Source organism: Pseudomonas sp. Sample_21, assembly GCF_004307525.1.
Taxonomy (GTDB): domain Bacteria; phylum Pseudomonadota; class Gammaproteobacteria; order Pseudomonadales; family Pseudomonadaceae; genus Aquipseudomonas; species Aquipseudomonas atacamensis.
Genome location: NZ_RCNZ01000030.1, coordinates 1 through 24,478, shown reverse-complemented (window position 1 = coordinate 24,478; position 24,478 = coordinate 1). Strand labels below are relative to the sequence as shown.

Below are 24,478 nucleotides of genomic sequence, written 5' to 3'. Positions count from 1 at the left end.
CTTACGACTGTTTGGCCAGCTTGTGCTCGAGGTAGTGAATGTTCACACCGCCCTTGCAGAAGCCTTCGTCACGAACCAGGTCACGGTGCAGCGGGATGTTGGTCTTGATCCCGTCGACCACGATTTCGTCCAGGGCATTACGCATGCGTGCCATGGCTTCGTCGCGGGTTGCGCCGTAAGTGATCAGCTTGCCGATCAGCGAGTCGTAGTTCGGTGGCACGGCATAACCGCTGTACAGGTGCGAATCGACGCGAACGCCGTTGCCGCCTGGAGCGTGGAAATGCTTGACCGTGCCCGGGCTCGGCATGAAGGTCTTCGGATCTTCAGCGTTGATCCGGCACTCCAGCGAGTGACCGCGGATGACCACGTCATCCTGAGTGAACGACAGCTTGTTGCCAGCGGCGATGCTGAGCATCTCCTTGACGATGTCGATACCGGTGACCATCTCCGAAACCGGGTGCTCCACCTGAACACGGGTGTTCATTTCGATGAAGTAGAAACGGCCGTTCTCGTAGAGGAACTCGAAAGTACCGGCGCCACGGTAGCCGATGTCGATGCATGCCTTGACGCAGCGAGCCAATACTTCCTGGCGCGCCTTCTCGTCGATGCCCGGTGCCGGTGCTTCTTCGAGAACCTTCTGGTGCCGACGCTGCAGCGAGCAGTCGCGGTCGCCCAGGTGGATGGCGTGGCCCTGGCCGTCGGACAGTACCTGCACTTCGACGTGGCGCGGGTTGGTGAGGAATTTTTCCAGATAGACCATCGGGTTGCCGAACGCCGCACCTGCTTCGGAGCGGGTCAGTTTCGCCGAGGCGATCAGGTCTTCTTCCTTGTGCACCACACGCATGCCGCGACCACCACCGCCGCCGGCGGCCTTGATGATCACCGGGTAGCCGACTTCACGACCGATGCGCAGCGCCGTTTCTTCGTCTTCCGGCAGCGGGCCGTCAGAACCCGGAACGGTCGGTACGCCTGCTTCGATCATCGCGTGCTTGGCCGATACCTTGTCGCCCATCAGGCGAATGGTGTCGGCTTTCGGGCCGATGAAGGCGAAGCCGGAGTTCTCGACCTGCTCGGCAAAATCGGCGTTTTCCGCGAGGAAACCGTAGCCTGGGTGAATGGCGGTAGCGCCGGTCACTTCTGCGGCAGCGATGATGGCCGGAATGTGCAGGTAAGACTGAGCGGCGGACGCCGGGCCGATGCAGACGGATTCGTCTGCCAGACCCAGGTGCATCAGCTCTTTGTCGGCCTTGGAGTAAACGGCGACGGTCTTGATGCCCATCTCTTTGCAGGCACGCAGAATCCGCAGGGCGATCTCACCGCGGTTAGCGATCAGAACTTTTTCCAACTTCGCAGTCATCAAAGGCTCTCCGCGGTTCAAACGATGGTGAACAGCGGTTGGTCGTACTCAACCGGCTGGCCGTCTTCGACGAGGATGGATTCGATCACACCGCTGGTTTCAGCTTCGATGTGGTTCATCATCTTCATGGCTTCGACGATGCACAGGGTGTCGCCTTTCTTCACGGTCTGGCCGACTTCAACGAAGGCTGGCGAGGTTGGCGAAGATTTACGGTAGAAGGTGCCGACCATCGGCGAACGGGCCACGGTGCCGTTCAGCGCCGGTGCAGCAGCGGCGGCCGGAGCAGCGGCAGCGACTGGCGCGGCAGCAGGGGCAGCGGCCGGAGCCTGCATCGGGGCTGGCGCGTAGTACTGCTGCGCCGGGGTCTTGCTGTGACGGCTGATGCGTACGGACTCTTCGCCTTCCTTGATCTCGAGCTCGTCGATGCCGGACTCTTCCAGCAATTCGATCAGTTTCTTAACTTTACGGATATCCATGAATCATCAACTCCCAAGGGTCGGTCAGGGGCGTATAGCTTGGTGTTCAAGCTGCTCTAGTGCGGCCTCCAGGGCCAGTCGGTAACCGCTGGCGCCAAGGCCGCAGATCACTCCTACCGCTACATCGGAGAAGTAGGAGTGATGGCGGAAAGGTTCGCGCTTGTGCACGTTGGACAAATGCACTTCGATGAATGGGATGCTCACTCCCAGCAGCGCGTCACGTAATGCGACACTTGTGTGCGTAAAAGCCGCCGGATTGATCAGAATGAAGTCCACGCCTTCACCGCGCGCAGCGTGGATGCGATCGATCAATTCGTACTCGGCGTTGCTTTGCAGGTGCAGCAGATGATGGCCGGCTTCACGGGCGCGCCGCTCCAGATCCTGATTGATCTGCGCCAGGGTCGTCGACCCGTAGGTCCCCGGTTCCCGGGTGCCGAGCAGGTTCAGGTTGGGGCCGTGCAGCACCAGTAGCGTTGCCATCTGCGTTGTCCTTGTTATCAATGAGCAGTCGTCAGAACCCGGCGACTATGCCGCAAAGCCTTTGTGACTGTCCAGTTCCATGCAATAGGCGGCACGATGGGCGATGTTTGCGCGAAATTTGTGACCGAGGATCAGGATCCGGTCACTTGTAATGACAGGGCCGCCGCCTTCGCGAGCAGGCTCGCTCCCACAGGGGTATGCATTCCAATGTGGGAGAGCCTGCTCGCGAAGGTGGTATGTCAGACGCGGAAGGCCTGAACGGCCGTATGCAATTGGCCGCCGAGAATCAGCAGATTCTCGCCCTGTTCGCGGCCCTGGCCGATGCGCAGCAGGTTATCCCCACCCAATTGATGAATGCGCTCGCTGTGATCGCGGATCTCGCTGACCGCGCCACTTTGCTGCGCAGTGACATCGGCGATGCGCACGGCGGTGTCGGCGATGGTCTGGATCGCGCCAACGATTTTGTCCAATGCACCGTCCGCCGCTTGCGCCTGACTGGCCGTGGCTTCGGCGTGTTCGACCTGCGCGCGCATGCCTTCGACCGATTGCCGCGCGGCGGTCTGCAGGCCGGCGATCAGCGTCTGGATTTCCGCCGTGGCCCCAGCGGTACGTTGCGCCAGCGAGCGCACTTCCTCGGCGACTACGGCGAAACCACGGCCCATCTCCCCGGCGCGGGCCGCCTCGATTGCGGCGTTCAGGGCGAGCAGATTGGTCTGATCCGCAATCGAACGAATCACCGTCAGCACGCCGCCAATGGTTGCCGACTCTTCGGCCAGATGTTCGATCATCTGCGCATTGCCTTGAACTTCACCGACCAGCGCATGCAGCCCGGTGAGGCTCTGGCCGATCACCGTCTGGCCATGCTCGACGGCCAGTCCGGCATGACGGCTGGCGTCCGCAGCCTGCCGGGCATCGCCGGCCACTTGCTGAATCGTCGCCTCGAGTTCACCCAGCGAGTCGCGAATCAGCGCGGTATCGCCGGCCTGATGCTCGGCGCCGCTGTGCAGGTCATTGCTCAGTTCCGCAAGGGTGCGGCTGCTGCCCGCGACTTGCTCGGCGTTGCCGCGAATGGTGCCGACCAGATCCACCAGATAGGCGCGCAAGCGATTGAGCGACGCTTCGATGTCGTGCAATTCGCGATTGGTCTTGCCCAGTTGGATGTCGCGACTGAAATCGCCCTCGGCCCAAGTCGACAATGCCGGGGCGAGGTTGGTCAGGGTGCGGGCCAGGCGCCGCTGCAAGGTATCGATGAGCAGGGCGATCAGCAGAATCAGGCCAATCATCACGCCTTGCATCAGGCGCACTTCGCCCTGGATCTGCCCGTGTTGCGCGCGCACCACCGGTTCGAGGGCGGCAATGGCGTGTTGCACGCTGGCGATTTTTTCGTGGGTCGCGGCGCTCAGCTCGGCGCGTTTCTGGATCTGCTCGCGGGTGCGCGCCAGTTCCGCCGGATAGCGGCCAAGCAAACTGTTCAGTTCACGTTTAAGGGCGACACCGGCATCTTCGGCGGCGGCTTTATCAGTGGTTTCGATGCCCATCAGCGCGGCGAAATCGTCACTGCTCGATTCGTTGCTGGTGACCACGCCGAGCAAGGGCAGGGCATCGATGGCCTCGGCCTGAGTGCGCATGTTGCTCACTTCACGCTCGACATCGGCGGCCAGTTCACTGCGCCCGCTGCTGACCAGTTTGTCCCGCGCCAGCGACAGTTTGCCCAGATGCTGCGATGCGGCGAGGAGTGGCGCGAGATAAGTCGCGTTGCCATTGGCGTAGGTGTTGAGCTGGTCGAGGCTGGCGCTGAGTTCGCGTTCGGCCTGCAACAGCAGCGCCTGCGGATCGCCGGCCAGTTTGCCGGCGGCGAGCAGGTCGGTTTTGCTGAATTCATCAAGGCTCGACAGGCTTGGCTGCACGCTGTCGGCCAGCGCCGGGGGCAGCTCACCCAGTTGCTTGTGCACGCTGTCGATGGCCTGGGCGGCGCTGCTCAGGCGCAGCGCGTCACCGCTGGCGAGGTAATCCTCGATGTTGCGCGCCACTTCATTCTGAAATTGTTGCGACAGCCCGAGGTAACGCTCCATCAAAAGATAGGGGCGTTCGAGGGCTTTTTGCGACCACCACAGCGTGGCGCCAAGGGCCACGCAGACGGCGACCAGCAGCAAGGTATTGAGATTGGTGAGCAACTTCAGGCGCATGACGGCTACCAATGGCAGAAATGGTAAGCGCCTGAATTTATTGCGGTTCCATTACAAGGTTATGACCGAATCAGTGGATTCCGATGAAAAAGTGGCACTTTGCTTTGACTGGCGCGCGGTCTGCACTCGATTGCGTCCGGCACCTTTGGCGCGGTACAGCGCCTCGTCGGCCTGGCTGGCCATCATCAGGCTGTCGGAGTCATCGCACATTTCCACCACGCCGGCGCTGAACGTGCACCAGAGATCCTGCGGCTGCGCCGGGTAATGAATCTCGGCGAAGCGCTGACGAATTTCGTCGAGGACTTTATGCGCCGCGTCGATATCGGTGTCGGGCATGACGATGGCGAACTCTTCGCCGCCGTAACGACCGATGAAGTCGGTCTTGCGCAACCGCTGCTTGAGAAACAGCGCCAGGCTCTTGATCACACGGTCGCCCATCGGGTGGCCGTGGCTGTCGTTGACCCGTTTGAAGTGATCGATGTCGAGCATGGCAAAGCTCAGCGGCTTGTTCTCGCGGCGGGCGCGGAACGAGCAGTCTTCGAGCAATTGCAGGATGTGCGTGTGGTTGTACAGGCCGGTGAGGCTGTCGCGAACCATCCGCGCCTTGAGATTGCGCGCCCGCGCGGCGCGGTTGCGCACGGTAGTGATCAGGTGTCGCGGTTTGATCGGCTTGGTCAGGAAGTCATCGCCGCCCTCGCTCATGGCGTCGAGCTGCTTGTCCAGATCATCCTCGGCCGACAGGTAAATGATCGGCACGCTGACGTAGCGGTCGTTGTGACGGATGACTTTCGCCAGCTCGGTGCCGGTGCAGGCCGGCATGTACATGTCGAGGATGATCAGGTCCGGCTGGAAATCCGCCAGTTCGGCCATTGCCTGAATCGGTTCGATCAGGGTGCGGGTGACAATCCCGGCGCTGTTGAGCAGGCGCTCGGTGTGCAGGGCCTGGGCGCGCGAGTCGTCGATGATCAGCACTTTATAAGGTTCGTACTGGGCGACGCAGGTCAGCACTTCGATTTTTTCCAGCAGGCTCGAGGCTTCAAGGGTGCCGGTGAGGAATTCCTGGCCACCGGCGCGCACGGCGGCGAGGCGGGTCGGAGTGTCGGTTTCGTGCAGGCTGAAGAACAGCAGCGGCAGCGGTTCTTCGAGGCCGACCTGAGCTTCGGCGGCGAGTTTCAGGCCGATGCCGGGGCCACTGAAATCCACGTCCATGACAATCGCCGCGGGCAAGCGCTCGACCATCGACGAGCGAAACGCCGCGACACTGTCCAGTGCCTGCGCGCTGAGGCCAAAGAATTCGAGCTGCTTGGCCAGGCGTTCGGCGCGGTCGTGATCCTGCAACATTACGTAGATCGGCTTGCGCAGCGGCGGCAGGAACGTCTGGTCGAGCTGATCACCATGGCGCAGGCCGGTGCGCGACAGGCGCTGCATCAAGCGATTCAGATCAGTGATCAGGCCGCTGCTGAGGCGCCCACGGTTGGCATCCACCGCTTGCAACGACTGGCTGATGTGGTGCGCCAACTGAGTGTGTTCCGGCTGTTCGAAACGCTCGGCAAAACGCAGCAGACGCAGATTCGCCTCGCTCAGTTCGGCGAGATCGACGGTGGACCACTCACTGCGTTGCAGGCGCTGCCATATCTCAAGAATCTGACGTGCCTGATGAATTACCCGCTGGGCAAAGTGGTGCTTGAGACGCTCACGGCTGGGGTCTTCTGGCTCGGTCATATCCTGACTACTAGTTAGGGTGCATGCTGAGATCGACTGGTGGCTCTATGCTAGCACCTCTTTTCCCTTAGACGAGTGTCGTACGTCAATAATCTGCTGGACGACACGATTCAGTTTCTGACCGGGTGGTTTTCTCATGCACCTGCAGGTCAGTCAGATGCCCGAAATCCGGACGCTTGCCTTGAAGGGCAGGGCAGAACAGTCGGGAATTTGTACATCGCTGCTCGGGCCGAATCCAGATCAGAGTTCACTGCGTTGCTGGCGTTGCCGTATCAGGAAATCCCTTAGTGTGTCGCGAAGCGTCATCGGGCCGCACCATTTGCGGCTTATCGTTAGCGACGGGTGCCCGGCCTTGGCACGTTGTTGTATGGTTGTGGTCGAACCGTTGAACCCAAGTGATTGAAAGGATATCGCCATGCTGGACTGGAAAAACCGCGCGGGCAGCGCGCCTGAACGTGCCGCCGAGCCCAAGTCGGCCACCCGCAGCTATGTCGGCGGGCTGCTGTTCAGCCGGGCGCTGGCCACAGTGGTCGGTCTTTACTTGCTGGTCACCATCGCGCTGGGCTGGTACTGGAGCCAGGAACCGGAGCTGTTTCCGGTGGCGCAGAACGCCCAGGTCGCTGCCGAGAAAGAAGGCAAGCAAATGGTGGTCGGCTACACCACGGTCGAGACCCTGAAGACCGTTGCCGGCACCTTGCTCAACAAGCCGGGCGGTTACATTTCCAATGACCGTTTCCCGCCGGGTCTGTGGATGGACAACACGCCGAGCTGGGAATATGGCGTGCTGGTGCAGGTGCGTGACCTGACCCGCGCCCTGCGCAAGGATTTTGCCCGTTCGCAATCGCAGTCGGCCGAAGACGCCGATCTGGCCAAGGCCGAACCACGCTTCAACTTCGACAACAAGAGCTGGGTGCTGCCGTCCAGCGAGTCGGAATACCAGGAAGGCATCAACTCCCTGAGCCGTTATCAGTCGCGCTTGTCGGATCCGAATCAGAAAAACGCGCTGTTCTACGCCCGCGCCGACAACCTCAACAACTGGCTGGGCGATGTCGGTACCCGTCTCGGTTCGCTGTCGCAACGCCTGTCGGCCAGTGTCGGTCGGGTCAAGCTCAATACCGCGCTGAAGACCGAAGTTCCGGCAGTCGGCGAAGTGCCGCAGGTTGACGAAGAAGTCGTGGAAACCCCGTGGATGCAAATCGACAACGTGTTCTACGAAGCACGCGGTCAGGCCTGGGCGCTGTCGCATCTGCTGCGTGCCATCGAGGTCGACTTCGCCGATGTGCTGGCGAAGAAGAACGCCACCGTCAGCGTGCGCCAGATCATCCGTGAGCTGGAGGCTTCGCAAGAGCCGGTGTGGAGCCCGATGATCCTCAATGGCAGCGGTTTCGGCGTGTTGGCCAACCACTCGCTGGTCATGGCCAACTACATTTCCCGGGCCAACGCTGCGGTGATCGATTTGCGTCAACTGCTCAATCAGGGCTGATAGGTGAGCCAGAGCACAAGAGAGGCGGCCCATCGCGCCGCCTCGGACGCCGAACAGATCGCCTGGGTCGACGAGCAGGACAACTTGCTCGGCGCGCTGGTGCGCTCCGATTTGCGCGAGCGCGGGCTGATTGGCCGTGGCACCTACATCATGCTGTTCAATTCCGCCGGTGAGCTGTGCGTGCACCGGCGCACGTTGAGCAAGGCGATTTACCCCGGTTACTGGGATGTTGCCGCAGGCGGCATGGTTCAGGCCGACGAAAGTTATGCCGAGTCGGCGGCGCGCGAGCTTGCGGAAGAGCTGGGCGTCAGCGGCGTTGAACTCACCGCTCACGATCACTTCTACTTCGAAGACACCGGCAACCGCCTGTGGTGTTCGGCGTTTTCCGCCGTGTGGGACGGGCCGCTGAAATTGCAGCCGGAAGAAGTCCTCGAAGCGCGATTCATCCCTGTCGAACAGGTCATGCGCGAAATCAGCGAAAAGCCTTATTGCCCGGACTCTCTGGCCGCGCTGAAGCGCTATCTCAAGGCGCAGCAAAGCAACGTCGCAAAGAACACATGAATTGGCGCCGATTGGCACTTAGCAATCGCGATTTTTGCCGTTACACTGCGCGACCTTTTCAAACTGCACCGGATAGCTTGAGGTTGGCCTGCAGATTTACCGTAGGAGCTGCCGAAGGCTGCGATCTTTTGATCTTGCTGTTAAAGATCAGGATCAAAAGATCGCAGCCTCGTTGCACTCGTCAGCTCCTACAGATTCAGTCCAGCGTTCAAAGTTTTCCGATGCAGTAGCGCTGCCCCTGCCTGAGTGGGGCTTCGCGGTCGCTGACCTTGCCCAAGGTTGCGATCAGTCTTTGTCCTCCCGAGAGGATTGCCGGTGGCCAAGAAAGCCGCATCCTTCGCCGCCCTGGGCGGCCTGGTATTTTCCACCGACGCAGGTCGTCATTGCCCGGAATGCAGCAAGCCGGTGGACGCCTGTATCTGCAAACAAACCGTGATCCCGGCCGGTGACGGCATTGCCCGCGTGCGTCGCGAAAGCAAAGGGCGTGGCGGCAAGACGGTGACCACCATCACCGGCGTGCCTCTGGCCGAAGACGCGCTCAAGGAGCTGGCGACGACGTTGAAGAAACGTTGTGGCACCGGCGGGGCGCTGAAGGACGGCATCATCGAAATCCAGGGCGATCACGTCGAGCTACTCTTGGCAGAGCTGATCAAGCACGGTTTCAAAGCGAAGAAATCCGGCGGCTAGCAGCCTCTGTGAAACCCTCCGGCGGCTTGATCCGGCTTCGAGTGTTCTCGGATCCGGCGTCGTCGCCATGGTTTTCACAGAGCCTGTTCATGACCGGTTTCTAAACTCCACGCAGTCAGTGCGGTCTACCGCCGCACTGACGAACCGTCATTTTCATTCTTTAGACTGCGCCGGCCTGAACGTCAGGCGACGCACTCTGACTTCTTTATAGGGGACTTCGATGTCCGTACGACGCACACGTAAAGACGATGGCAGCCAATGGACAGTTGCGGACAGCCGCAGCGTTTACGGGATTCGCCATTGGGGGGCCGGGTATTTCGCGATCAATGAAGCCGGTCGCGTCGAAGTACGTCCGAACGGCCCGAGCAGCTCGCCTATCGATCTGTTCGAACAAGTCGACCAACTGCGCAAGAGCGGTTTGTCCTTGCCGCTGCTGGTGCGGTTCCCCGACATCCTGCAAGACCGTGTCCGTCAGTTGACCGGCGCTTTCGATTCGAACATCGAGCGCCTGGAATACCAGAGCAAATACACTGCGCTGTACCCGATCAAGGTCAACCAGCAGGAAGCGGTGATCGAGAACATCATCGCCACCCAGAACGTTTCCATCGGTCTGGAAGCCGGCTCCAAGCCTGAGCTGCTGGCGGTGCTGGCGCTGGCGCCGAAGGGCGGCACCATCGTCTGCAACGGTTACAAGGACCGTGAGTTCATCCGTCTGGCGCTGATGGGCCAGAAGCTCGGCCACAATGTGTTCATCGTTATCGAGAAAGAATCCGAAGTCGGCCTGGTGATCGAAGAAGCCGCCTCGCTGAAGGTCAAGCCGCAGGTGGGTCTGCGCGTGCGCCTGTCGTCGCTGGCCTCGTCGAAATGGGCGGACACCGGTGGCGAGAAATCCAAATTCGGTCTGTCGGCGGCACAGCTGCTGTCGGTGGTCGAGCGTTTCCGTGGCGCCGGCCTGGATCAGGGCATCCGCCTGCTGCACTTCCACATGGGTTCGCAGATCGCCAACCTCGCTGACTACCAGCACGGCTTCAAGGAAGCGATCCGTTACTACGGCGAATTGCGCAACCTCGGTCTGCCGGTCGATCACATCGACGTCGGCGGCGGCCTCGGTGTCGACTACGACGGTACCCACTCGCGCAACGCCAGTTCGATCAACTACGACATGGACGACTACGCCGGTGTCGTGGTCGGCATGCTCAAGGAATTCTGCGACGCGCAGAGCCTGCCGCATCCGCACATCTTCTCCGAAAGCGGCCGCTCGCTGACGGCGCACCACGCAATGCTGGTGGTGCAGGTCACCGACGTCGAGAAACACAACGACGAAATCCCGCTGATCGAGAACAAGGAAAGCCTGCCGGAAACCGTGCAGTGGCTGGTCGATCTGCTCGGCCCGACCGACATCGAAATGGTCACCGAAACCTACTGGCGCGCCACCCACTACATGAGCGACGTGGCTGCGCAGTATGCCGACGGCAAGCTGACCCTGGCGGAAAAAGCCCTCGCCGAGCAGTGCTACTTCGCCGTGTGCCGTCGCCTGCACAACTCGCTGAAAGCGCGTCAGCGTTCGCACCGCCAGGTGCTCGACGAACTCAACGACAAGCTGGCCGACAAGTACATCTGCAACTTCTCGGTGTTCCAGAGCCTGCCGGACACCTGGGCGATCGATCAGGTGTTGCCGATCATCCCGCTGCATCGCCTCGACGAAGAGCCGCTGCGCCGCGCGGTGCTGCAGGATCTGACCTGCGACTCCGACGGCAAGATCAACCAGTACGTCGACGAGCAGAGCATCGAGACCAGCCTGCCGGTGCACGCGTTGAATGAAGGCGAAGATTACCTGCTGGGCGTGTTCCTGGTCGGCGCCTATCAGGAAATCCTCGGTGACATGCACAACCTGTTCGGTGACACCGACTCGGTGAACATCTACCAGAACGCCGACGGCAGCGTGTACCACGCCGGTATCGAGACCCACGACACCATCGAAGACATGCTGCGTTACGTGCACTTGTCGCCGGAAGAACTGATGACCCACTACCGCGACAAGTGCGCCAGTGCCCGCATCAGTGCCAGCGAGCGCACGCAGTTCCTCGATGCCTTGCGTCTGGGCCTGACCCGCTCTTCCTATCTGTCTTCCTGAGACCCGATAGCGTTCCACCCGGGTTGTCCGATTTTTTTCCGCGAGCTGTGGAAAAGTCGGACAACCCGGTGGGACATCTCCTGATTTTTTCCCGAAAACCTGTGCTATCACGGTCAGCAAACTCATCTGGTCTGCTTTTCGCGTAGGTCATTTCCTAAGTTGTACTTCGCCTCTCTACTCGGCCATGCCTCTCGGCGAGAATCCCCGGCCGCCCCTCCTGTAGAGATCCGCCCATGTTCGATCCAGTCAACGAGCCGTCGTTTCGTCTCGATGTAGCGGGCCTGTCCGACCCCTTCGAAGTTCTCGCCTTTACCGGAAGGGAAGCGCTCAGCGAACCCTTCGCCTTCGAGATCGATGTGGTGATCGACGATCCGCATCTGGATCTCGCCGGCCTGCTGCACCGCTCTGCGTTTCTGTGTTTCGGCGCGCCCGACCAGGGTGTGCACGGGCAATTGCACAGCCTTGTCCAGCACGAGCACGGCCATGGCTTGCGTTTGTGCCGAGTACGTCTCGGGCCGAGGCTCGACTGCCTTGACCTGCGTTTGAGCCAGCGCATTTTCAGTGGCCGCTGCGTGCCGCAGATCATCGAACAGGTGCTGCGCGAACATGGCATCGTCGGCCTGCAGCGACGTTACGAGTTGCACAGCGACTACCCGGCCCGCACCTTCTGCACGCAGTACCGCGAATCCGATCTGCAACTGCTTCAGCGTCTGTGCGCAGAGGCGCGCATTCACTATTACTTCGAACATCACCGCGACAGGCACTGCCTGGTGTTCGGCGACGATCCGACGCGGATGCCCCATGCAGACGTCGCGCACTATCAGGGCGAGCATGACCAGCGTGGCGTCGTTCCAGCCGTCCGCGAATGGCGACTGCGCGAAGACTCGCAGGCCAGCCAGCGAGGCCCCGATGCCGAAGGCCACAGTGATCTGCCAGCCTTGCGCAGTGGTCAGTGGTTGCCGCTGGACGGCCATCCTTTCCTCGAATGCAACCGCCCATGGTTGCTGACCCGCATCGAGCATCGGGCCGATCAGTCTCTCGAATCGCCCTATTGCAATCGCCTGTTCGCGGCCGCGCGGGTACCCGTCTGTGTGCCCGCCGCTGCGCAGTCCAAGCAGCGCATGCACAGCTTGCAGCGTGCCTGGGTGGTCAGCGTCGATGAGCCGCAGCCGGATCGCGCGCGGCCGGTGGCGGTGCAATTCGACTGGCTCTACCAGGGCGAAGGCGCAGCGCCGAGCCATTGCTGGCTGCCCCTCGCGCCTGACCTGAACGAGCTGCCCTCGGCGGCACTCGCCGATGGCGTGGAAGTGGTGGTGAGTTTTCTAGAGGGCGATCCCGATCAGCCGGTGGTCAGTGGCGTGCTCCAGCCCTCGGTGTTGCCAGAGGCTGCGGTCGAGGACGATGAACCGGTATCGCTCCCCGAACTGCTGGTGAGCGATGGGTTGCAGCAATCGTTGCAGTCTGGCGAGCCGTTGCTGTTGCTGTGCCTGATGCCGGGCGGTGGCAGCTTCAACCACTGCGCCGAGTCCGTGTGCAGTTGCCGGCTGCTCACCGCGCTCGATCAGAGCAGCGCACGATGAGCGGCGCGGCGCTTGAGCCCATGGCGCAATGGCTGTTGCTCGACACCCCGGACGCGGCACGTGCCCTGCTGACCTTGCGCCAGGGCTTTGCCGATGTGCAGCGGCACCGGTTGTTCGACGGCACCGAATTTCAACCGGTCAGTGAGCACGGCCCGGTCCTCGTCGATTTGCGCGAGAGTCCGGCATTGACCGCCCTGTGTCTACGCGACCCGGACACCTGGCGCGGCCTGTTGCTGAGCTGCGAGATACCGGCGCAGCAGCTGCTCAGCCATTTGCAGCGCATGCTCACCGTCTCGTTCGGTTTGAATCATCGGGCCTTGCTCAGCTATTACAACCGCCAGACCGCCAGTTATTTCTTCGACGCCTGTGACGCCTCGCAGCTGAGTCGCTGGCTCGGGCCGATCCGCCAGTTGCGCTGGTTTGGCGGCACCTGGGCGGACCGCGCCATCGGCAGTCAGGGCTGGCAACAGCTGCGCAATCCCGGCCTGCTCGTCGAACCTTTGGGCATCGAAGAAAGCCTGACCCGGCGCCAGCGCGAACGCTTGCAAACCTGTCTGCTTGAGCAGCACATCTGGCGCTGGTGCCAGTCTCTGAGGGTTGATTACCAGACGATCGCTGTGCATGTGCAACAAGGTCTGGCGCTGGGTTTCAGCGATCGTGCCGTGCTGGATGGCTGGCTGTGGCTGCGCCTGCTCAATCCGCGCGCCGTGCTGGCCGTGCCGCCGGCCGGACTGACCCAACCGGAACGGCTCGACTTTCTGCGTCGGCAGTGGGGCGCGGCGGACTGACTTTTCTGATCAGTGAGCCTTGCCGCTGAGCCAGCCATCGCTGCGCTTGAGCCACAAGGCTTGCGCGCCAAGGGTCACGCTGCGCAAGACCATGAACAGTAGAAAAGATATCCACAGGCCGTGATTGCCCAAGGCCTGCAAAAACCAGGCGAACGGCAGCAACAGCAGCACCGTCAGCAGCATGCCGTTGCGCATTTCCCGCGCACGGGTGGCGCCGATGAACAGGCCGTCGAGCAGGTAACTCCACACCGCAATCAGCGGCAGCACGGCGAGGTAGGGCAGATAGATGAACGCCGTGTCGCGCACGCTCTGAATATCGGTCTGCATCTCGATGAACAGGTGCCCGGCCAGCAGAAACAGCACGGCAAACCCGAGGCTGGCAATCAGCGACCAGCCGCCGGCCACCACCAGCGATCGACGCAAGGCCAAGCGATCCCGCGCGCCAATGGCATGGCCGCACAAGGCTTCGACTGCGTGGGCCAGTCCGTCCAGTGCATGGGCTGTCAGCAGCAGGCCGTTGAGCAGCAGCGCGTTGGCCGCTACGGTCGCATCGCCGAGCCGCGCGCCTTGCACGGTGATCAGGAAAAACACCGATTGCAGGGCGAGGCTGCGGATGAAAATGTCACGGTTGACCGCCAGCAGCGGGCGCCAACTCTGCCAGACTTTCAACGCCGACCAGATGATCTGCCCCGGATAGGCGCGCAACGCCGTGCGTGTCAGCCACAGGCCGAGCAGGGCGCCGCTCCATTCGGCGATTACCGAAGCGCGCGCCGAGCCGACTACGCCCCAGTCAAGGCCGATGACAAACCACAGATTGAGCACAATGTTGATCAGGTTGGTGCTCAGCAGAATCGCCAGCGGCGCCCGCGCGTTCTGCGTGCCAAGGAACCAGCCGACCAGCGCATACGTCGCCAGCGCTGCGGGCAGGCCAAACAGACGCGTGTGGAAAAACTCCCGGGTCAGCTGATCCAGTTCAGCCGACGGTTGCATGAAGTGCAGCGCAACGCCGCTGAGCGGCACGCCAAGAGTGCCGAGCACGACGGCCAGCCCCATCGCCAGCAGCAGGCCCTGCAAGAGAATCTGCCGCAACGCCGCGCCATCGCTGCGCCCGGCAGCCTGGGCGGCAAAACCGGTGGTGCCCATGCGCAGAAAACCCATCGCCCAGGCCAGAAAGGTGTACAGACTGGCGCCGACCGCCACCGCGCCCAATTGATGGGCATGGGGCAAGTGACCGATGACAGTGCTGTCGACCAGCGCCACCAGCGGCACGGAAATATTGGAAAGAATCATCGGCGCGGCGAGCGCCCAGACCTTGCGGTGAGTCGGGCGGTCGCGCCAGTCGGTAATCAGAGAGGACATGCAGGCTCCTTGGGGGAGCGGGGATTGTAGCGAGTCATGCCATTCAATGTGGGAGCGAGCCTGCTCGCGAAGACTGACCGACCGTGAAGATTTCGGCTGTGCCGGCCATTCGCGAGCAGGCTCGCTCCCACAGGGTGGCGGTGGTGTTAATGGATGATCCAGCTCAACAACCACAACCCGAGCAGCAGCCAGATGATCCCGGCAATGATCGACGCGTTCATGAACGCCCGGATCGCCGACCACAGCAGCATCAAACCGACGATCAGCGCGATGATGCTGATAATCGAGGTGTCCATCCCCAGCGTCTGCGCCAGGCCGTCGACAAAGTTGCCGCCGGCATTGCTGAGCATATTGAACAGGCCGCTGAGGCCGTCGACGATAAAGCGGATGACCGAACCGAGTGCCTGGCCGAGCCATTCGAAAAAGCTTTCTACACGCATGTGTGCATCCCTGATGAAAGAGCTGAGCCTTGGGCCACGCCGAGGGTGGCCGAGTTCCCTGCATGATAGAAGGTTTGCCCGGATCATGTGTGGGAGCGAGCCTGCTCGCGAAGGGGGCGTGTCAGGCAAATCCGGTCTGGATGATCCACCGCCTTCGCGAGCAAGCTCGCTCCCACAATAGATCATCTGCGCTGCTTGCCTTCAGCCCGCATCCCCCCGAAGCTATGCGTCTTCAGGAGAGCCCGATGAACCTTGTTGAACTGACCGAACGCCTGCACGCCATTCGTGACCGCAATGACTGGCGGCAATTTCACAGCCCGAAAAACCTCGCCATGGCCGCCAGCGTGGAAATGGCCGAGCTGGTGGAAATCTTCCAGTGGCTGACGGAAGACCAGTCACGCCAGTTGCCGGCGGACAAGCTCGCCCATGCCGGGCAGGAAGTCGGCGATATCGTCCTGTATCTGTTGCTGCTGTGCAGCGAACTGGGTCTGGACATGAATGAAGTGGTGCGCGCCAAGCTCGCCGACAGCGAACGGCGGTTCAGCTGATGAGCGACCGTCATTTCGACCAGTTGGCCACGCGCTTCGCCGAAAAAATCTACGGCGGCGCCAAAGGCGCGATTCGCCTCGCGGTATTGCAGGCCGATCTGACCGAGGCTTTGCCGGATCGTCCGCTGCGCGTGCTGGATATCGGCGGGGGCCTTGGGCACATGTCGCTGTGGCTGGCCGAGCGCGGCCATGACGTCACCTTCACCGAACCGGCCGAACCGATGCTCGAAGGCGCGCGCCAGCGTTTTGCCGAAGCCGGACACACCGCGACATTCATACAGGCGCCGTGGCAGGAACTGCCCGGTCAGCTCACCGAACCCTACGATCTGGTGATCTGCCACGCCGTGCTGGAATGGCTCGCCGAACCCCATGCGATCCTGCCGGTGCTGCATCAACTGACCAAGCCCGGCGGCTGGCTGTCGCTGGCGTTCTACAACCGTGATGCGCTGATTTATCGCAATCTGCTCAAGGGCCATTTCAAGAAAATGCGCAAGAACGTCATGGCCGGCGAGAAGCAGAGCCTGACCCCGCAACAGCCCCTCGACCCAAGGGAATTGGCAACGCAACTCGCCGGTATGTGGCAGGTCGAAAGTCAGAGCGGCGTACGGGTATTTCACGATTACATGCCGGTGGAATTCCAGGCCCGCGCCGAACTGGCGGACTTGCTGGAAATGGAACTCGCGCACCGTCGTCACCCAGGCTTCGCCGGGCTTGGGCGTTACTTGCACTGGATCTGCCGGCCGATCTGAGCGGAGCGCGACATGAAAGCTCAATGCGGGTTATTGCTGATAAGTCTGGGGTTGGCCGCTTGCCAAGGCAGCAACCCCTACGTGGCTCAGTCACGGCCGTTGCCGCCGGCACCGCCGCAAGCCGCCGCCACCTTCGACCGCAGCGCCTACCCGGCGCCGCCGCGTGATTACGGGCGCTACCGCAACTGGGCCTGGCGCAACGGGCAGTTGCCGCCGGGCACGGCGTGGGCTGACTCGGCGCAGGTGGCCGAGGCGGTCAGCAACGCCCTCGACCAACGCGGCTTGCGGCCGATGCGCGACAACCGCCCGGCCGACCTGCTGGTCAGCGCCGATCTGCGTCTGGAAACCCGTTTGCGTCAGGTGCGCGATGATTACGGCTACTACGGCGGATACGGCGGCTATGATCGTTATGGTCGCGGTTACGGCATGTACAACAGCGTGCCGATCGTGCGCACCTATCAAGAGCAGGTCGTAGTGGTGCGAGTCGATCTGTTCGATGCCGGCAATGGTCAGCCAGTGTGGAGCGCCAGCGCCGAGACCGGCACCCAGGGCAATCAGATCGAACGCGCCGATGCGATCCGCGAGGCTGTGGAAAAAGCCATGGCGGCGTATCCTCCCAGCTGACGTCGTGTCAGCAGGTTCATGTCTTCACCCGGAGAAAAATCATGTTCCGCCGTCTCGCTCTACTCGCTTTTACCGCGCTGCTCAGTGCCTGCGCCGCCAATCAGGTCAATCACGATTTCGACGCCAGCCGCGACTTTGCCGCTTATCGCAGCTGGAGCTGGAAAGACCCGGCCCTGCAATATCGCCCCGATGATCCGCGCATCAAAAGCGACCTGACCGAACAGCGCATCCGCCAGGCGGTGTCCGATCAACTCGATCAGCGCGGTTTGCGCCCGGCTGCCGGCGGCGGCAAAGGTGATCTGAGCGTGCAGACCTACCTGATCGTCGAGGACCGGCAGCAGCAGGTGACGACCAATTACGGCGGCGGTTGGGGCGGCCCGTGGAACGGCTACTGGGGCGCACCGATGTACAACGAAACGCGCAACATCACCTACAAGGTCGCGACCATTCAGATCGACCTGCTCGACGGCAAGGACGGCAAACTGGTCTGGCGCGGCAGCGATGAGCAAATGCTCAGCAACCGCCCGAATCCGGCCGATCGAAGCAATGCCATTCGCGAGACCGTCGCGCGGATCCTGGCCAACTATCCACCGCGTTGAACCGCTCTGAACCGTCCCTGTGGGAGCGAGCCTGCTCGCGAAGACGGTGTGTCATGCAGCATTGAATCCTCTGGCACGACGCTTTCGCGAGCAGGCTCGCTCCCACAGTGGCGGTGGTGACAGGAATGGCGCGACGCCAGCACTCTCGACCGACCGCGTCTACACTCTTTTTCATCAACGGAGGTAGCGCTCGGCACTGCGCCGGCAAAGGAGTGCGCCATGTCGCCAGGATCGCAAGGCAACGGCCCGGCCCGGCAACGCGGGGCGATCGGCTTGATGGCGGCCGCCACCCTGAGTCTGGCGCTGGTGATGATGTTGCTGGTGGTCGACAGCGGTCGCTTGTACATGGAACAGCGCAAATTGCAGCGGGTGGTGGATACCGCCGCCCTCGAAGCGGTCAGTCGCGGCGGCAATTGCCTGCCCGGGCTGACCGCCGCCAGTTATGCCGGGCAAAGTGCGCTGCGCAACGGTTACGTGGTGGACGCCGCCAATACACTCGCGACCACCTGCGGCACACTGGCCACCGCTGCCAGCGGTTTGCGCAGTTTCACCGTCGATGCCACACAAGCGGCTGCGGTGAAAGTCACCGCCAGCCGAACGGTCACCAGCAGTTTTGCCGGCGGTGTGCAGGCGCTGTTCAGCGCCACGCCGGTCAGCCTCAACACCACACTCAATGCTTCGGCAGTCGCGGCCAAACCGCAGCCGACCATCGCCCAACTGAATATTCGCAGCACCCTCGCCAGCATCGACACGGCGCAGTCGAACATCCTCAATCCGCTGTTTTCCGGGTTGCTCGGCGGCAACGTCAACCTCACGGCGGTGGGCTGGGACGGTTTGCTGCACACCGATATCAACCTGCTCAAATACCTCGATCAACTGGCCATCGACCTCAACGTCGGTGCCGGCAACTACACGCAATTGCTCAACACCCAGGCGACCGTGACGCAGTTGATTCAGGCCGCCGCGACGGTAGTGCAACTCAACGGTGCGACCGCGCAAGTGGTCACCGCGCTGGGCCAGTTGCAGGCCGCCGCCATCAATGCGGCGCCGGTCAGACTCGGCGAGATCCTGCAGCTGCAAACTGGCACCACGGCGGCGGGGCTGGATGCCAATCTGCAATTGCTGCAACTGGTGCAGGGCGTGGTGCAACTGGCCAACAGCAAGAGCGCGGTGGCGGCGACCTTGCCGGTCAACGTGCTGGGGCTGGCCGGTGTCACGGTACGGGTGAAGGTGATCGAACCGCCGCAGTTCTCGGCGATTGGCGATCCGGCGCGGGCCAAGGCCGATCCATTGGGACCGGACCGAATGTATGTGCGCACTGCGCAGGTGCGCACGCTGTTGTCGGTGAATCTGCCGGTGCTCTCGGGGGTGACGGGGCTGACCAATGCGGTGCTGGGCCTGGTCGGTACGCTGACGCCGACGCTCAATGCGCTGTTGAGTCTGAATCTGGTGGACACAATCAATTCAGTGTTCTGCCTGTTGGGTGCCGGCTGCCAACAGCTCGATCCCAGGTTGCTGCCCTCACCGCAAATCGACATCGCGCTGGATGCCGGCGGGGCGAAAAGCTATGTCACCGATTATCGCTGCCCGACCGGTGACAGCGGCAGCAAAAGCCTGACCGCTACCACCACAACCTCGCTGGCTGATCTCAAGCTCGGCAAGATCGATCCTGTCGCAGCGTTCTCTTCAGTCGCCGAACCAACGGTGGCGCCGCTGCCGCTGGTCGATCTCGGCATCATCACTTGCCACAGGATTCTCGGCATCGGCAGTTGCGATGCCGCCTCCCACGTGCAATACGGCGCGGGCGGCATCGCCATCAAACTCGACACCAGCGTCGCGCAGACCACGCAGAATCTGCTGTTCTCCAGCACCACACCCTTCGCCACCCCGGCCAATCTGAAACTGCCGCCGAGCCTGCTGCCTGCCGCGCCGACCAGCAACATCGTCGGCAGCCTGGCGAACACCCTGTCGGGCATCAACCTGATCGTCTACAAACCCGTGGGCAGCAATCCGCTGGGCGCCATCGTCACCGGTGTGGCTTCGTTGATCAGCGACGTCAGCAACCGCTTGTTGCCGGTGGTCACCGGGTTGATCAGCCCATTGCTCGATCCGCTGTTGAACAATCTGCTCAAAGGCTTGGGCATCAATCTGATGAACACCGAGGTGGGCGCCAATATGACCTGCGGGCAGACCGGCAAGGCCTATCTGGTCATCTGATCGTCGCTGGCGATCGGCAATTCGATGCAGAACCGCGCGCCCTCCGTGGAGTTGCGCACGCTCAATTGCCCGCCCATGTTGGCGATGATGCCGTAGCTCACCGACAAGCCCAGACCAGTGCCGACGCCAATCGGCTTGGTGGTGAAGAACGGCTCGAAGATCCGCTCCAGCAAACGCGGATCGATACCGCCGCCATTGTCCTCGACCCACAGCCGCACGCTTTCCTCGTCACGCTCGGCGTAGATCGAAATCCACGGTTTGAACGCTGAGTCGTTGTCGCGTTTGCTGAGCAAGGCGTCACGGGCGTTGACCATCAGATTGATCAGCACCTGCTCCAGTTGATCGACGTAGCCGCGCACCTGCGCCTCGAAACCGGTCTCGCTGATGCGCAGATCGACACCTTTGCCGCGCATGCCTTCGGCCAGTAGCGACAGGGTGCCTTCGATGGCCTGGGCCGGGTTGAACAACTGTTGTTCGATTTCCGAGCGCCGGCCGAACACGCGCATGTGGTCGACCACCTTCGCCGCGCGTTGAACCTGAGCGTCGATGCGGTTGAGTTTGTCGGTCAGGTAATCGACCTGCACCTCACCGTTGCCGAGGCGCTTGAGCACGTTGACGATGGCCATGCGCATCACGTTCAGCGGCTGATTGATTTCGTGGGCGAGGCCGGTGGCCATTTCGCCGAGGGTGGCCATTTTCGCGCTTTGGGTGAGTTGCTGTTGCGAGCGGCGCACCTCGGTGTTGTCGCGGCCCACCGCTTGCACTTCGATCAACTGTCCCTGCTCATCGAACACGCCGCGATCCGACCAGACCCACCAGGCGTGTTCGCGTCCGGGCAATTGCAGGCTGATTTCCGCTGTACTCACTGGCTGTTGCGGGGTCAGTTGGCTCAGGCGCTGCACAAAAGCGCCGCGCTGTTCTTCGGACATCCAGCCACCCAGAACAACCCCGGGCAGTTGTTCCGGGGTGCATTCCAGATAAGTCGCCAACGGTCGGTTGCCAAAGATCAGCGTCAGGTCCGGGCGATAACGGCAGATCATCGCCGGCGAATCCTCGACCAGAATCCGGTAACGCTCCTCGCTCTGCCGCACCTGCTCGGCGGCAAGCGTTGCGTCGGTGACGTCCAGCCACAGGCCCACCGCCTCGACCGGCAGGCCGAGATCGTTGCGCAGCAGTTTTGCCTCATCGAGCAGCCAGTGGTACTCGCCACGGTTGTCGCGCAGGCGATAACGCGCGCGCACCGAGCCTTCGCGCAGCAACTGACGGTTGCGCTGGAAATACAGTTCACGGTCGTCGGGATGGACGTGCTCTACCAGTGTTGCTGCATCGCAATCTTCCAGCGTCCAGCCCAGCAAGGGTTGCAGGCTGGCGCTGAAAAACGCCGGGATCAGCGCGCCTTCTGCATAGCGCTGCACGTAGATCACCGCCGGTGAACTGGCAATCAGATTATCCAGCCGCGCATGGGCGGCGGCGGCGCGCTGTTGTTGATTCTGGATGTCGCTGATGTCGAGCATGAACCCGACCAGACGCCGATGCTCACCGGTGCCGCTGACCTGGCCCTGAATCCGATACCACGTCGCTGCTGCGCCGACCTCCGCGCGGTGCAGACGCACGCTCAGGGTCAGCGCTTCTCCTTGCAGTTGCAGGGCGCGCAGGCGGCTGCGCAACTCGGCGCGATCGGCGGGATGAAACAGCGACAGCCAGTCTTCTACCGGCAGCAGGCGATCGCTGAGATTCAGTGCCGAGGCCAGCGTCGGCGCCAGCGCAATCTGCTCTTCGGCAGTGATTTCCCACCAGCCGGTGCCGAGCAGGTTTTGCAGGGAATCAAGACGCTCCATCGATTGCACATGGCGCTGCTCGCGCAAGCGGCTGAGCAGCGGCCCGGCCAGCGCGCCGGCCAGGGTCAGCCAGTCACGATCGGTCAGCCATGGCGCCACGTTGTCGACCGTATAAAACCCGCAGAGCAGCCAGGCGACCACGCCCTGGTCATTGCTGTAGGGCACGGCGAAACCGTTGGCGTTGCTGAACGTGGTCTGCAATCGCGAGTGTTCATAGCGGCCCTGCGGGCCGGCGAGACGTTGCGGCGCGCTGCCGTTGAGGCTGTCCAGCGGCGTGCCCAGCGGCTGGCCGTCCTCCCACAATTGTGGAGCGTCATGGCCACGAAACTGTTGATGAATCTGCCAGCCCTGGGCCTGTTCATCCAGTAACGCCACGGCGAGGCAGGGGATGTGCCAGCGCTGGGCGATGGCCTGCAATTGTTCGCCGAGTACCGTCGGCAGACGCGTCAGGCTGCACGTGCGCAGACGATCGCTGACCTGCGCGGCGAGGGTCTGGCAGGCGTCGCGGTCGCGCGCTTGCTGACGTTCGAGCAACAGGTCGGCGATGTCGAGCATCTGCAATCGCCAGCCATCCTCCAGCGGCTGCACCCAGCCGCGCAGGTGCAGCGGCTGATCATTCAGGCCGCTGAAATCCAGATCGAGCAATTGCCCTTGCCAGTCTCGCGGCTGACCTTCGACGCTCAACAGGCTATGCGGCAGCAGATAGGCGCGGAGCGGCAGCGGCTGACCCTGAGGTTTGTGCTGGGCGAGCAAATGCCGCAGCGGGCCGGCGATCTGCAACACATCGCCGTTGCCGTCCAGATAAAAATGCAGGCCGATCGGCGGCGCGCCGAGATGGTCCGGCAAGTCGTGGGCTGCGACGGGGGCGCGCTTGAGCAAACGCCCGAAAAGCTTATCGCCGGCGGTCAAAATTGCAGGCTCGAGCTGGCGGTCAGGTGCGTCGGCAGATTGGGCACCGTGCCGATCCCGGGCAGCACCAGAAACGGCATGATCTGATTGAGCTTGCTCACCGGGTAATTGACGCTGACGGTCAGGGTGCCAGTCCCCGCGTCGTAGGCCGCACTGGTGTCGGTGCCGACCACCAGATTCAAGGCCGAGGGCAGCCATTGCAGTTGCTGGGTCAGCGCGGCATTGGCGGTGTTGACCACCACCGTCGAATAGTTCGGCGTGGCCGGGTCGACCGCAACGCTGCGGCGCACCGCCTCGGCAGTGGCCTGGTTGAACGATTGCATCATCACGAAGGGCAGGCCGTAGCTGACCAGCCCGTAAAACACTGCGAAAAAGATGATGAACACCAAGGCGAATTCGATCGCCACCGCACCTTTTTGCGACCTGCGAAAGCCGTTTTTCATGCGTGCGTCTACCCTGACAGTCACTGCGTAGTATCAGCATAGAATCAATCAGGCAAAACGGACGGCTTTCAGCGGATGCAGATTTCTCTTGTTCTGATCTGGCTGGCGATCTGCGCCGCGCAAGATGCCCGGCAGCGGCGAATTTCCAACATGTTGACCATGGGCGTAGGTGCGCTGGCGCTGGTCTGGTTGTTGGCGACTGGCACTACTTGGCTGGGTGCCGACGCGGCGCAAGGTGGCTGGGGCTGCCTGATCGCTTTGCTGCTGACGCTGCCGGGTTATTTCCTCGGCCGCATGGGCGCCGGCGATGTGAAATTAATGACAGCCCTGGGTCTTGCGACGAACGGCATATTCGTTCTCGGCGCGTTTATCGGCGCGGGCGTGGCCAGCGTGCTGTGGCTGCTGCTCGCGCCAAAAGTCTGGCCTCATATGGCTCAAGGGGTTAGAGAGCATGTGCGTCATCTGGCCCCGGACAAGTCAAAAAAGCTGCCATTTGCGCCGTTCGTGGGGGTAGGAGTAGTGCTTTCGCTGTACTGGATCACCTGATCGCGGGGTGCCACTAGTCCTATGTACATAGTCGGAAAGTGGGTCTACTTTCAATTCAGGCGAATACGCCACCAAAGTGCAGGAATCGTCAGCGTTGGCCGAGCAAATGGAGTGGTTCGTGAACAAGCCTAATTCGGTAAAAATCCTCGTGGTCGATGATCAGCCGCTGATCGTCGAAGAACTCTGTGAGTTTCTCGAGAGCAGTGGCTACCGTTGCGTGCCGTGCGACTCGAGTCTGGAAGCCATCGAGCTGTTCCGGGCGGACCCGGACATCGGTCTGGTGCTGAGTGATTTGCACATGCCGGACATGGACGGCATCGAGTTGATCCAGGCGTTGCAGCGGCTGGCGGGCAAGCAGCGGGTGTTCGAGGCGATCATGCTCACCGGGCGCGCTGACAAGCAGGATGTGATCAAGGCGTTGCGTGCGGGGATTGCCGATTACTATCAGAAGCCGATCGATCTGGCAGAGTTGCTTGAGGGTGTGCAGCGCCAGGAACTGGCTTTGCAGGAGCGGCAGAAGAATCTGCATCTGGGGCATTTGAATCAGAAGTTGCAGTTTTTGTCCGAGTCGATTGATGACCTTTATCAGGATCTCGACAAGGTGCGGCGCTCGCCCGTGCCCGTGGTCAGTGATGCTGAACCTGAGTCCGTGGAGATGCCGGCGGTGTTCAGTCAATTGTCGCCCCGGCAGTTGGACGTGGCGCGGTTGGTGGGCAAGGGGCAGACCAATTATCAGATTGCCTGTGAGTTGG

22 protein-coding genes are annotated in these 24,478 nt (G+C 62.0%); 13 read left to right on the top strand and 9 right to left on the bottom strand.

Annotation, left to right across the window (positions count from 1 at the left end; genetic code table 11):
• Position 1: 1 nt before the first annotated feature.
• The 5 genes from accC to gcbA all read right to left on the bottom strand — a co-directional run bounded on the left by accC (position 2) and on the right by gcbA (position 6,221).
• Positions 2 to 1,357, bottom strand: coding sequence for an acetyl-CoA carboxylase biotin carboxylase subunit (gene accC / locus D8U71_RS02805; RefSeq protein WP_024011424.1), 1,356 nt, complete (start codon positions 1,355 to 1,357; stop codon positions 2 to 4).
• Positions 1,358 to 1,374: 17 nt separating this feature from the next.
• On the bottom strand, positions 1,375 to 1,833 hold the full coding sequence (accB, locus tag D8U71_RS02800) for an acetyl-CoA carboxylase biotin carboxyl carrier protein (protein WP_016771862.1): 459 nt from the start codon (positions 1,831 to 1,833) through the stop codon (positions 1,375 to 1,377).
• Positions 1,834 to 1,857: 24 nt separating this feature from the next.
• Positions 1,858 to 2,313 carry a type II 3-dehydroquinate dehydratase gene (gene aroQ / locus D8U71_RS02795; protein WP_016771861.1) on the bottom strand — a complete coding sequence of 152 codons (456 nt, stop codon included), beginning with the start codon at positions 2,311 to 2,313 and terminating at the stop codon, positions 1,858 to 1,860.
• 239 nt (positions 2,314 to 2,552) lie between these two features.
• Positions 2,553 to 4,499, bottom strand: coding sequence for a methyl-accepting chemotaxis protein (locus D8U71_RS02790; protein WP_125926232.1), 1,947 nt, complete (start codon positions 4,497 to 4,499; stop codon positions 2,553 to 2,555).
• Positions 4,500 to 4,550: 51 nt separating this feature from the next.
• The gene (gene gcbA, locus D8U71_RS02785; protein WP_016771860.1) at positions 4,551 to 6,221 is read right to left on the bottom strand and encodes a diguanylate cyclase GcbA; all 1,671 of its coding nucleotides are present in this window, start codon (positions 6,219 to 6,221) and stop codon (positions 4,551 to 4,553) included.
• Between the two features lie 415 nt (positions 6,222 to 6,636).
• Here gcbA and D8U71_RS02780 point away from each other — a divergent pair, with 415 nt between their 5' ends.
• The 6 genes from D8U71_RS02780 (at position 6,637) to D8U71_RS02755 (ending at position 13,454) form a co-directional block, all read left to right on the top strand.
• Positions 6,637 to 7,704 carry a DUF2333 family protein gene (locus tag D8U71_RS02780; RefSeq protein WP_016771859.1) on the top strand — a complete coding sequence of 356 codons (1,068 nt, stop codon included), beginning with the start codon at positions 6,637 to 6,639 and terminating at the stop codon, positions 7,702 to 7,704.
• Between the two features lie 3 nt (positions 7,705 to 7,707).
• A complete protein-coding gene (locus D8U71_RS02775) occupies positions 7,708 to 8,265 on the top strand; it encodes an NUDIX hydrolase (RefSeq protein WP_125926231.1) in 558 nt (185 codons plus the stop codon).
• 315 nt (positions 8,266 to 8,580) lie between these two features.
• The gene (locus D8U71_RS02770) at positions 8,581 to 8,952 is read left to right on the top strand and encodes a translation initiation factor Sui1 (protein WP_007914613.1); all 372 of its coding nucleotides are present in this window, start codon (positions 8,581 to 8,583) and stop codon (positions 8,950 to 8,952) included.
• Between the two features lie 220 nt (positions 8,953 to 9,172).
• Positions 9,173 to 11,086 (top strand): arginine decarboxylase, encoded by a 1,914-nt coding sequence (gene speA / locus D8U71_RS02765; RefSeq protein ID WP_016771856.1) that lies wholly within the window; start codon positions 9,173 to 9,175, stop codon positions 11,084 to 11,086.
• Between the two features lie 233 nt (positions 11,087 to 11,319).
• Positions 11,320 to 12,666 carry a contractile injection system protein, VgrG/Pvc8 family gene (locus D8U71_RS02760; RefSeq protein WP_130887114.1) on the top strand — a complete coding sequence of 449 codons (1,347 nt, stop codon included), beginning with the start codon at positions 11,320 to 11,322 and terminating at the stop codon, positions 12,664 to 12,666.
• Positions 12,663 to 13,454, top strand: coding sequence for a DUF4123 domain-containing protein (locus D8U71_RS02755; protein ID WP_130887113.1), 792 nt, complete (start codon positions 12,663 to 12,665; stop codon positions 13,452 to 13,454). Before D8U71_RS02760 ends, D8U71_RS02755 begins: the two co-directional genes overlap by 4 nt.
• A gap of 9 nt (positions 13,455 to 13,463) precedes the next feature.
• On the opposite strand, the gene D8U71_RS02750 is transcribed toward D8U71_RS02755, so the two are convergent.
• Together D8U71_RS02750 and D8U71_RS02745 are read right to left on the bottom strand one after the other, a co-directional pair.
• Positions 13,464 to 14,813, bottom strand: a complete 1,350-nt coding sequence (locus tag D8U71_RS02750) for an MATE family efflux transporter (protein ID WP_130887112.1) — start codon at positions 14,811 to 14,813, stop codon at positions 13,464 to 13,466.
• 146 nt (positions 14,814 to 14,959) lie between these two features.
• On the bottom strand, positions 14,960 to 15,253 hold the full coding sequence (locus D8U71_RS02745; protein WP_039757018.1) for a hypothetical protein: 294 nt from the start codon (positions 15,251 to 15,253) through the stop codon (positions 14,960 to 14,962).
• A gap of 245 nt (positions 15,254 to 15,498) precedes the next feature.
• On the opposite strand from D8U71_RS02745, the gene D8U71_RS02740 reads away from it, so the two are divergent.
• The 5 genes from D8U71_RS02740 to D8U71_RS02720 all read left to right on the top strand — a co-directional run bounded on the left by D8U71_RS02740 (position 15,499) and on the right by D8U71_RS02720 (position 19,990).
• Complete coding sequence (locus tag D8U71_RS02740) at positions 15,499 to 15,801, top strand: MazG-like family protein (protein ID WP_016771852.1); 303 nt, start codon at positions 15,499 to 15,501, stop codon at positions 15,799 to 15,801.
• Complete coding sequence (locus tag D8U71_RS02735) at positions 15,801 to 16,550, top strand: methyltransferase domain-containing protein (RefSeq protein WP_024011431.1); 750 nt, start codon at positions 15,801 to 15,803, stop codon at positions 16,548 to 16,550. Before D8U71_RS02740 ends, D8U71_RS02735 begins: the two co-directional genes overlap by 1 nt.
• Positions 16,551 to 16,562: 12 nt before the next feature.
• On the top strand, positions 16,563 to 17,174 hold the full coding sequence (locus D8U71_RS02730; protein ID WP_076565564.1) for a DUF4136 domain-containing protein: 612 nt from the start codon (positions 16,563 to 16,565) through the stop codon (positions 17,172 to 17,174).
• 41 nt (positions 17,175 to 17,215) lie between these two features.
• The gene (locus tag D8U71_RS02725) at positions 17,216 to 17,773 is read left to right on the top strand and encodes a DUF4136 domain-containing protein (protein WP_130887111.1); all 558 of its coding nucleotides are present in this window, start codon (positions 17,216 to 17,218) and stop codon (positions 17,771 to 17,773) included.
• 219 nt (positions 17,774 to 17,992) lie between these two features.
• Positions 17,993 to 19,990 carry a pilus assembly protein TadG-related protein gene (locus D8U71_RS02720; protein WP_130887110.1) on the top strand — a complete coding sequence of 666 codons (1,998 nt, stop codon included), beginning with the start codon at positions 17,993 to 17,995 and terminating at the stop codon, positions 19,988 to 19,990.
• Here D8U71_RS02720 and D8U71_RS02715 read toward each other — a convergent pair.
• Positions 19,975 to 22,737 (bottom strand): ATP-binding protein, encoded by a 2,763-nt coding sequence (locus D8U71_RS02715; RefSeq protein ID WP_130887109.1) that lies wholly within the window; start codon positions 22,735 to 22,737, stop codon positions 19,975 to 19,977. The genes D8U71_RS02720 and D8U71_RS02715 overlap by 16 nt on opposite strands.
• Positions 22,734 to 23,180 (bottom strand): TadE/TadG family type IV pilus assembly protein, encoded by a 447-nt coding sequence (locus D8U71_RS02710; RefSeq protein WP_122693322.1) that lies wholly within the window; start codon positions 23,178 to 23,180, stop codon positions 22,734 to 22,736. The genes D8U71_RS02715 and D8U71_RS02710 overlap by 4 nt, the downstream gene beginning before the upstream one ends.
• Before the next feature lie 75 nt (positions 23,181 to 23,255).
• On the opposite strand from D8U71_RS02710, the gene D8U71_RS02705 reads away from it, so the two are divergent.
• Positions 23,256 to 23,726 carry a prepilin peptidase gene (locus D8U71_RS02705; protein ID WP_130887108.1) on the top strand — a complete coding sequence of 157 codons (471 nt, stop codon included), beginning with the start codon at positions 23,256 to 23,258 and terminating at the stop codon, positions 23,724 to 23,726.
• A 118-nt stretch (positions 23,727 to 23,844) separates the two neighbouring features.
• A partial coding sequence (locus tag D8U71_RS02700; RefSeq protein ID WP_130887107.1) for a response regulator occupies positions 23,845 to 24,478 on the top strand: 634 nt, incomplete at its 3' end.

Coding starts and splice junctions, on each gene's coding strand:
- D8U71_RS02750 (WP_130887112.1), bottom strand. CDS start 14,813: ATGTCCTCTCTGATTACCGACTGGCGCGACCGCCCGACTCACCGCAAG.
- D8U71_RS02710 (WP_122693322.1), bottom strand. CDS start 23,180: ATGAAAAACGGCTTTCGCAGGTCGCAAAAAGGTGCGGTGGCGATCGAA.
- D8U71_RS02725 (WP_130887111.1), top strand. CDS start 17,216: ATGTTCCGCCGTCTCGCTCTACTCGCTTTTACCGCGCTGCTCAGTGCC.
- D8U71_RS02740 (WP_016771852.1), top strand. CDS start 15,499: ATGAACCTTGTTGAACTGACCGAACGCCTGCACGCCATTCGTGACCGC.
- D8U71_RS02735 (WP_024011431.1), top strand. CDS start 15,801: ATGAGCGACCGTCATTTCGACCAGTTGGCCACGCGCTTCGCCGAAAAA.
- D8U71_RS02705 (WP_130887108.1), top strand. CDS start 23,256: ATGCAGATTTCTCTTGTTCTGATCTGGCTGGCGATCTGCGCCGCGCAA.
- D8U71_RS02730 (WP_076565564.1), top strand. CDS start 16,563: ATGAAAGCTCAATGCGGGTTATTGCTGATAAGTCTGGGGTTGGCCGCT.
- speA (WP_016771856.1), top strand. CDS start 9,173: ATGTCCGTACGACGCACACGTAAAGACGATGGCAGCCAATGGACAGTT.
- accC (WP_024011424.1), bottom strand. CDS start 1,357: ATGACTGCGAAGTTGGAAAAAGTTCTGATCGCTAACCGCGGTGAGATC.
- D8U71_RS02780 (WP_016771859.1), top strand. CDS start 6,637: ATGCTGGACTGGAAAAACCGCGCGGGCAGCGCGCCTGAACGTGCCGCC.
- accB (WP_016771862.1), bottom strand. CDS start 1,833: ATGGATATCCGTAAAGTTAAGAAACTGATCGAATTGCTGGAAGAGTCC.
- aroQ (WP_016771861.1), bottom strand. CDS start 2,313: ATGGCAACGCTACTGGTGCTGCACGGCCCCAACCTGAACCTGCTCGGC.
- gcbA (WP_016771860.1), bottom strand. CDS start 6,221: ATGACCGAGCCAGAAGACCCCAGCCGTGAGCGTCTCAAGCACCACTTT.
- D8U71_RS02755 (WP_130887113.1), top strand. CDS start 12,663: ATGAGCGGCGCGGCGCTTGAGCCCATGGCGCAATGGCTGTTGCTCGAC.
- D8U71_RS02720 (WP_130887110.1), top strand. CDS start 17,993: ATGTCGCCAGGATCGCAAGGCAACGGCCCGGCCCGGCAACGCGGGGCG.
- D8U71_RS02745 (WP_039757018.1), bottom strand. CDS start 15,253: ATGCGTGTAGAAAGCTTTTTCGAATGGCTCGGCCAGGCACTCGGTTCG.
- D8U71_RS02790 (WP_125926232.1), bottom strand. CDS start 4,499: ATGCGCCTGAAGTTGCTCACCAATCTCAATACCTTGCTGCTGGTCGCC.
- D8U71_RS02760 (WP_130887114.1), top strand. CDS start 11,320: ATGTTCGATCCAGTCAACGAGCCGTCGTTTCGTCTCGATGTAGCGGGC.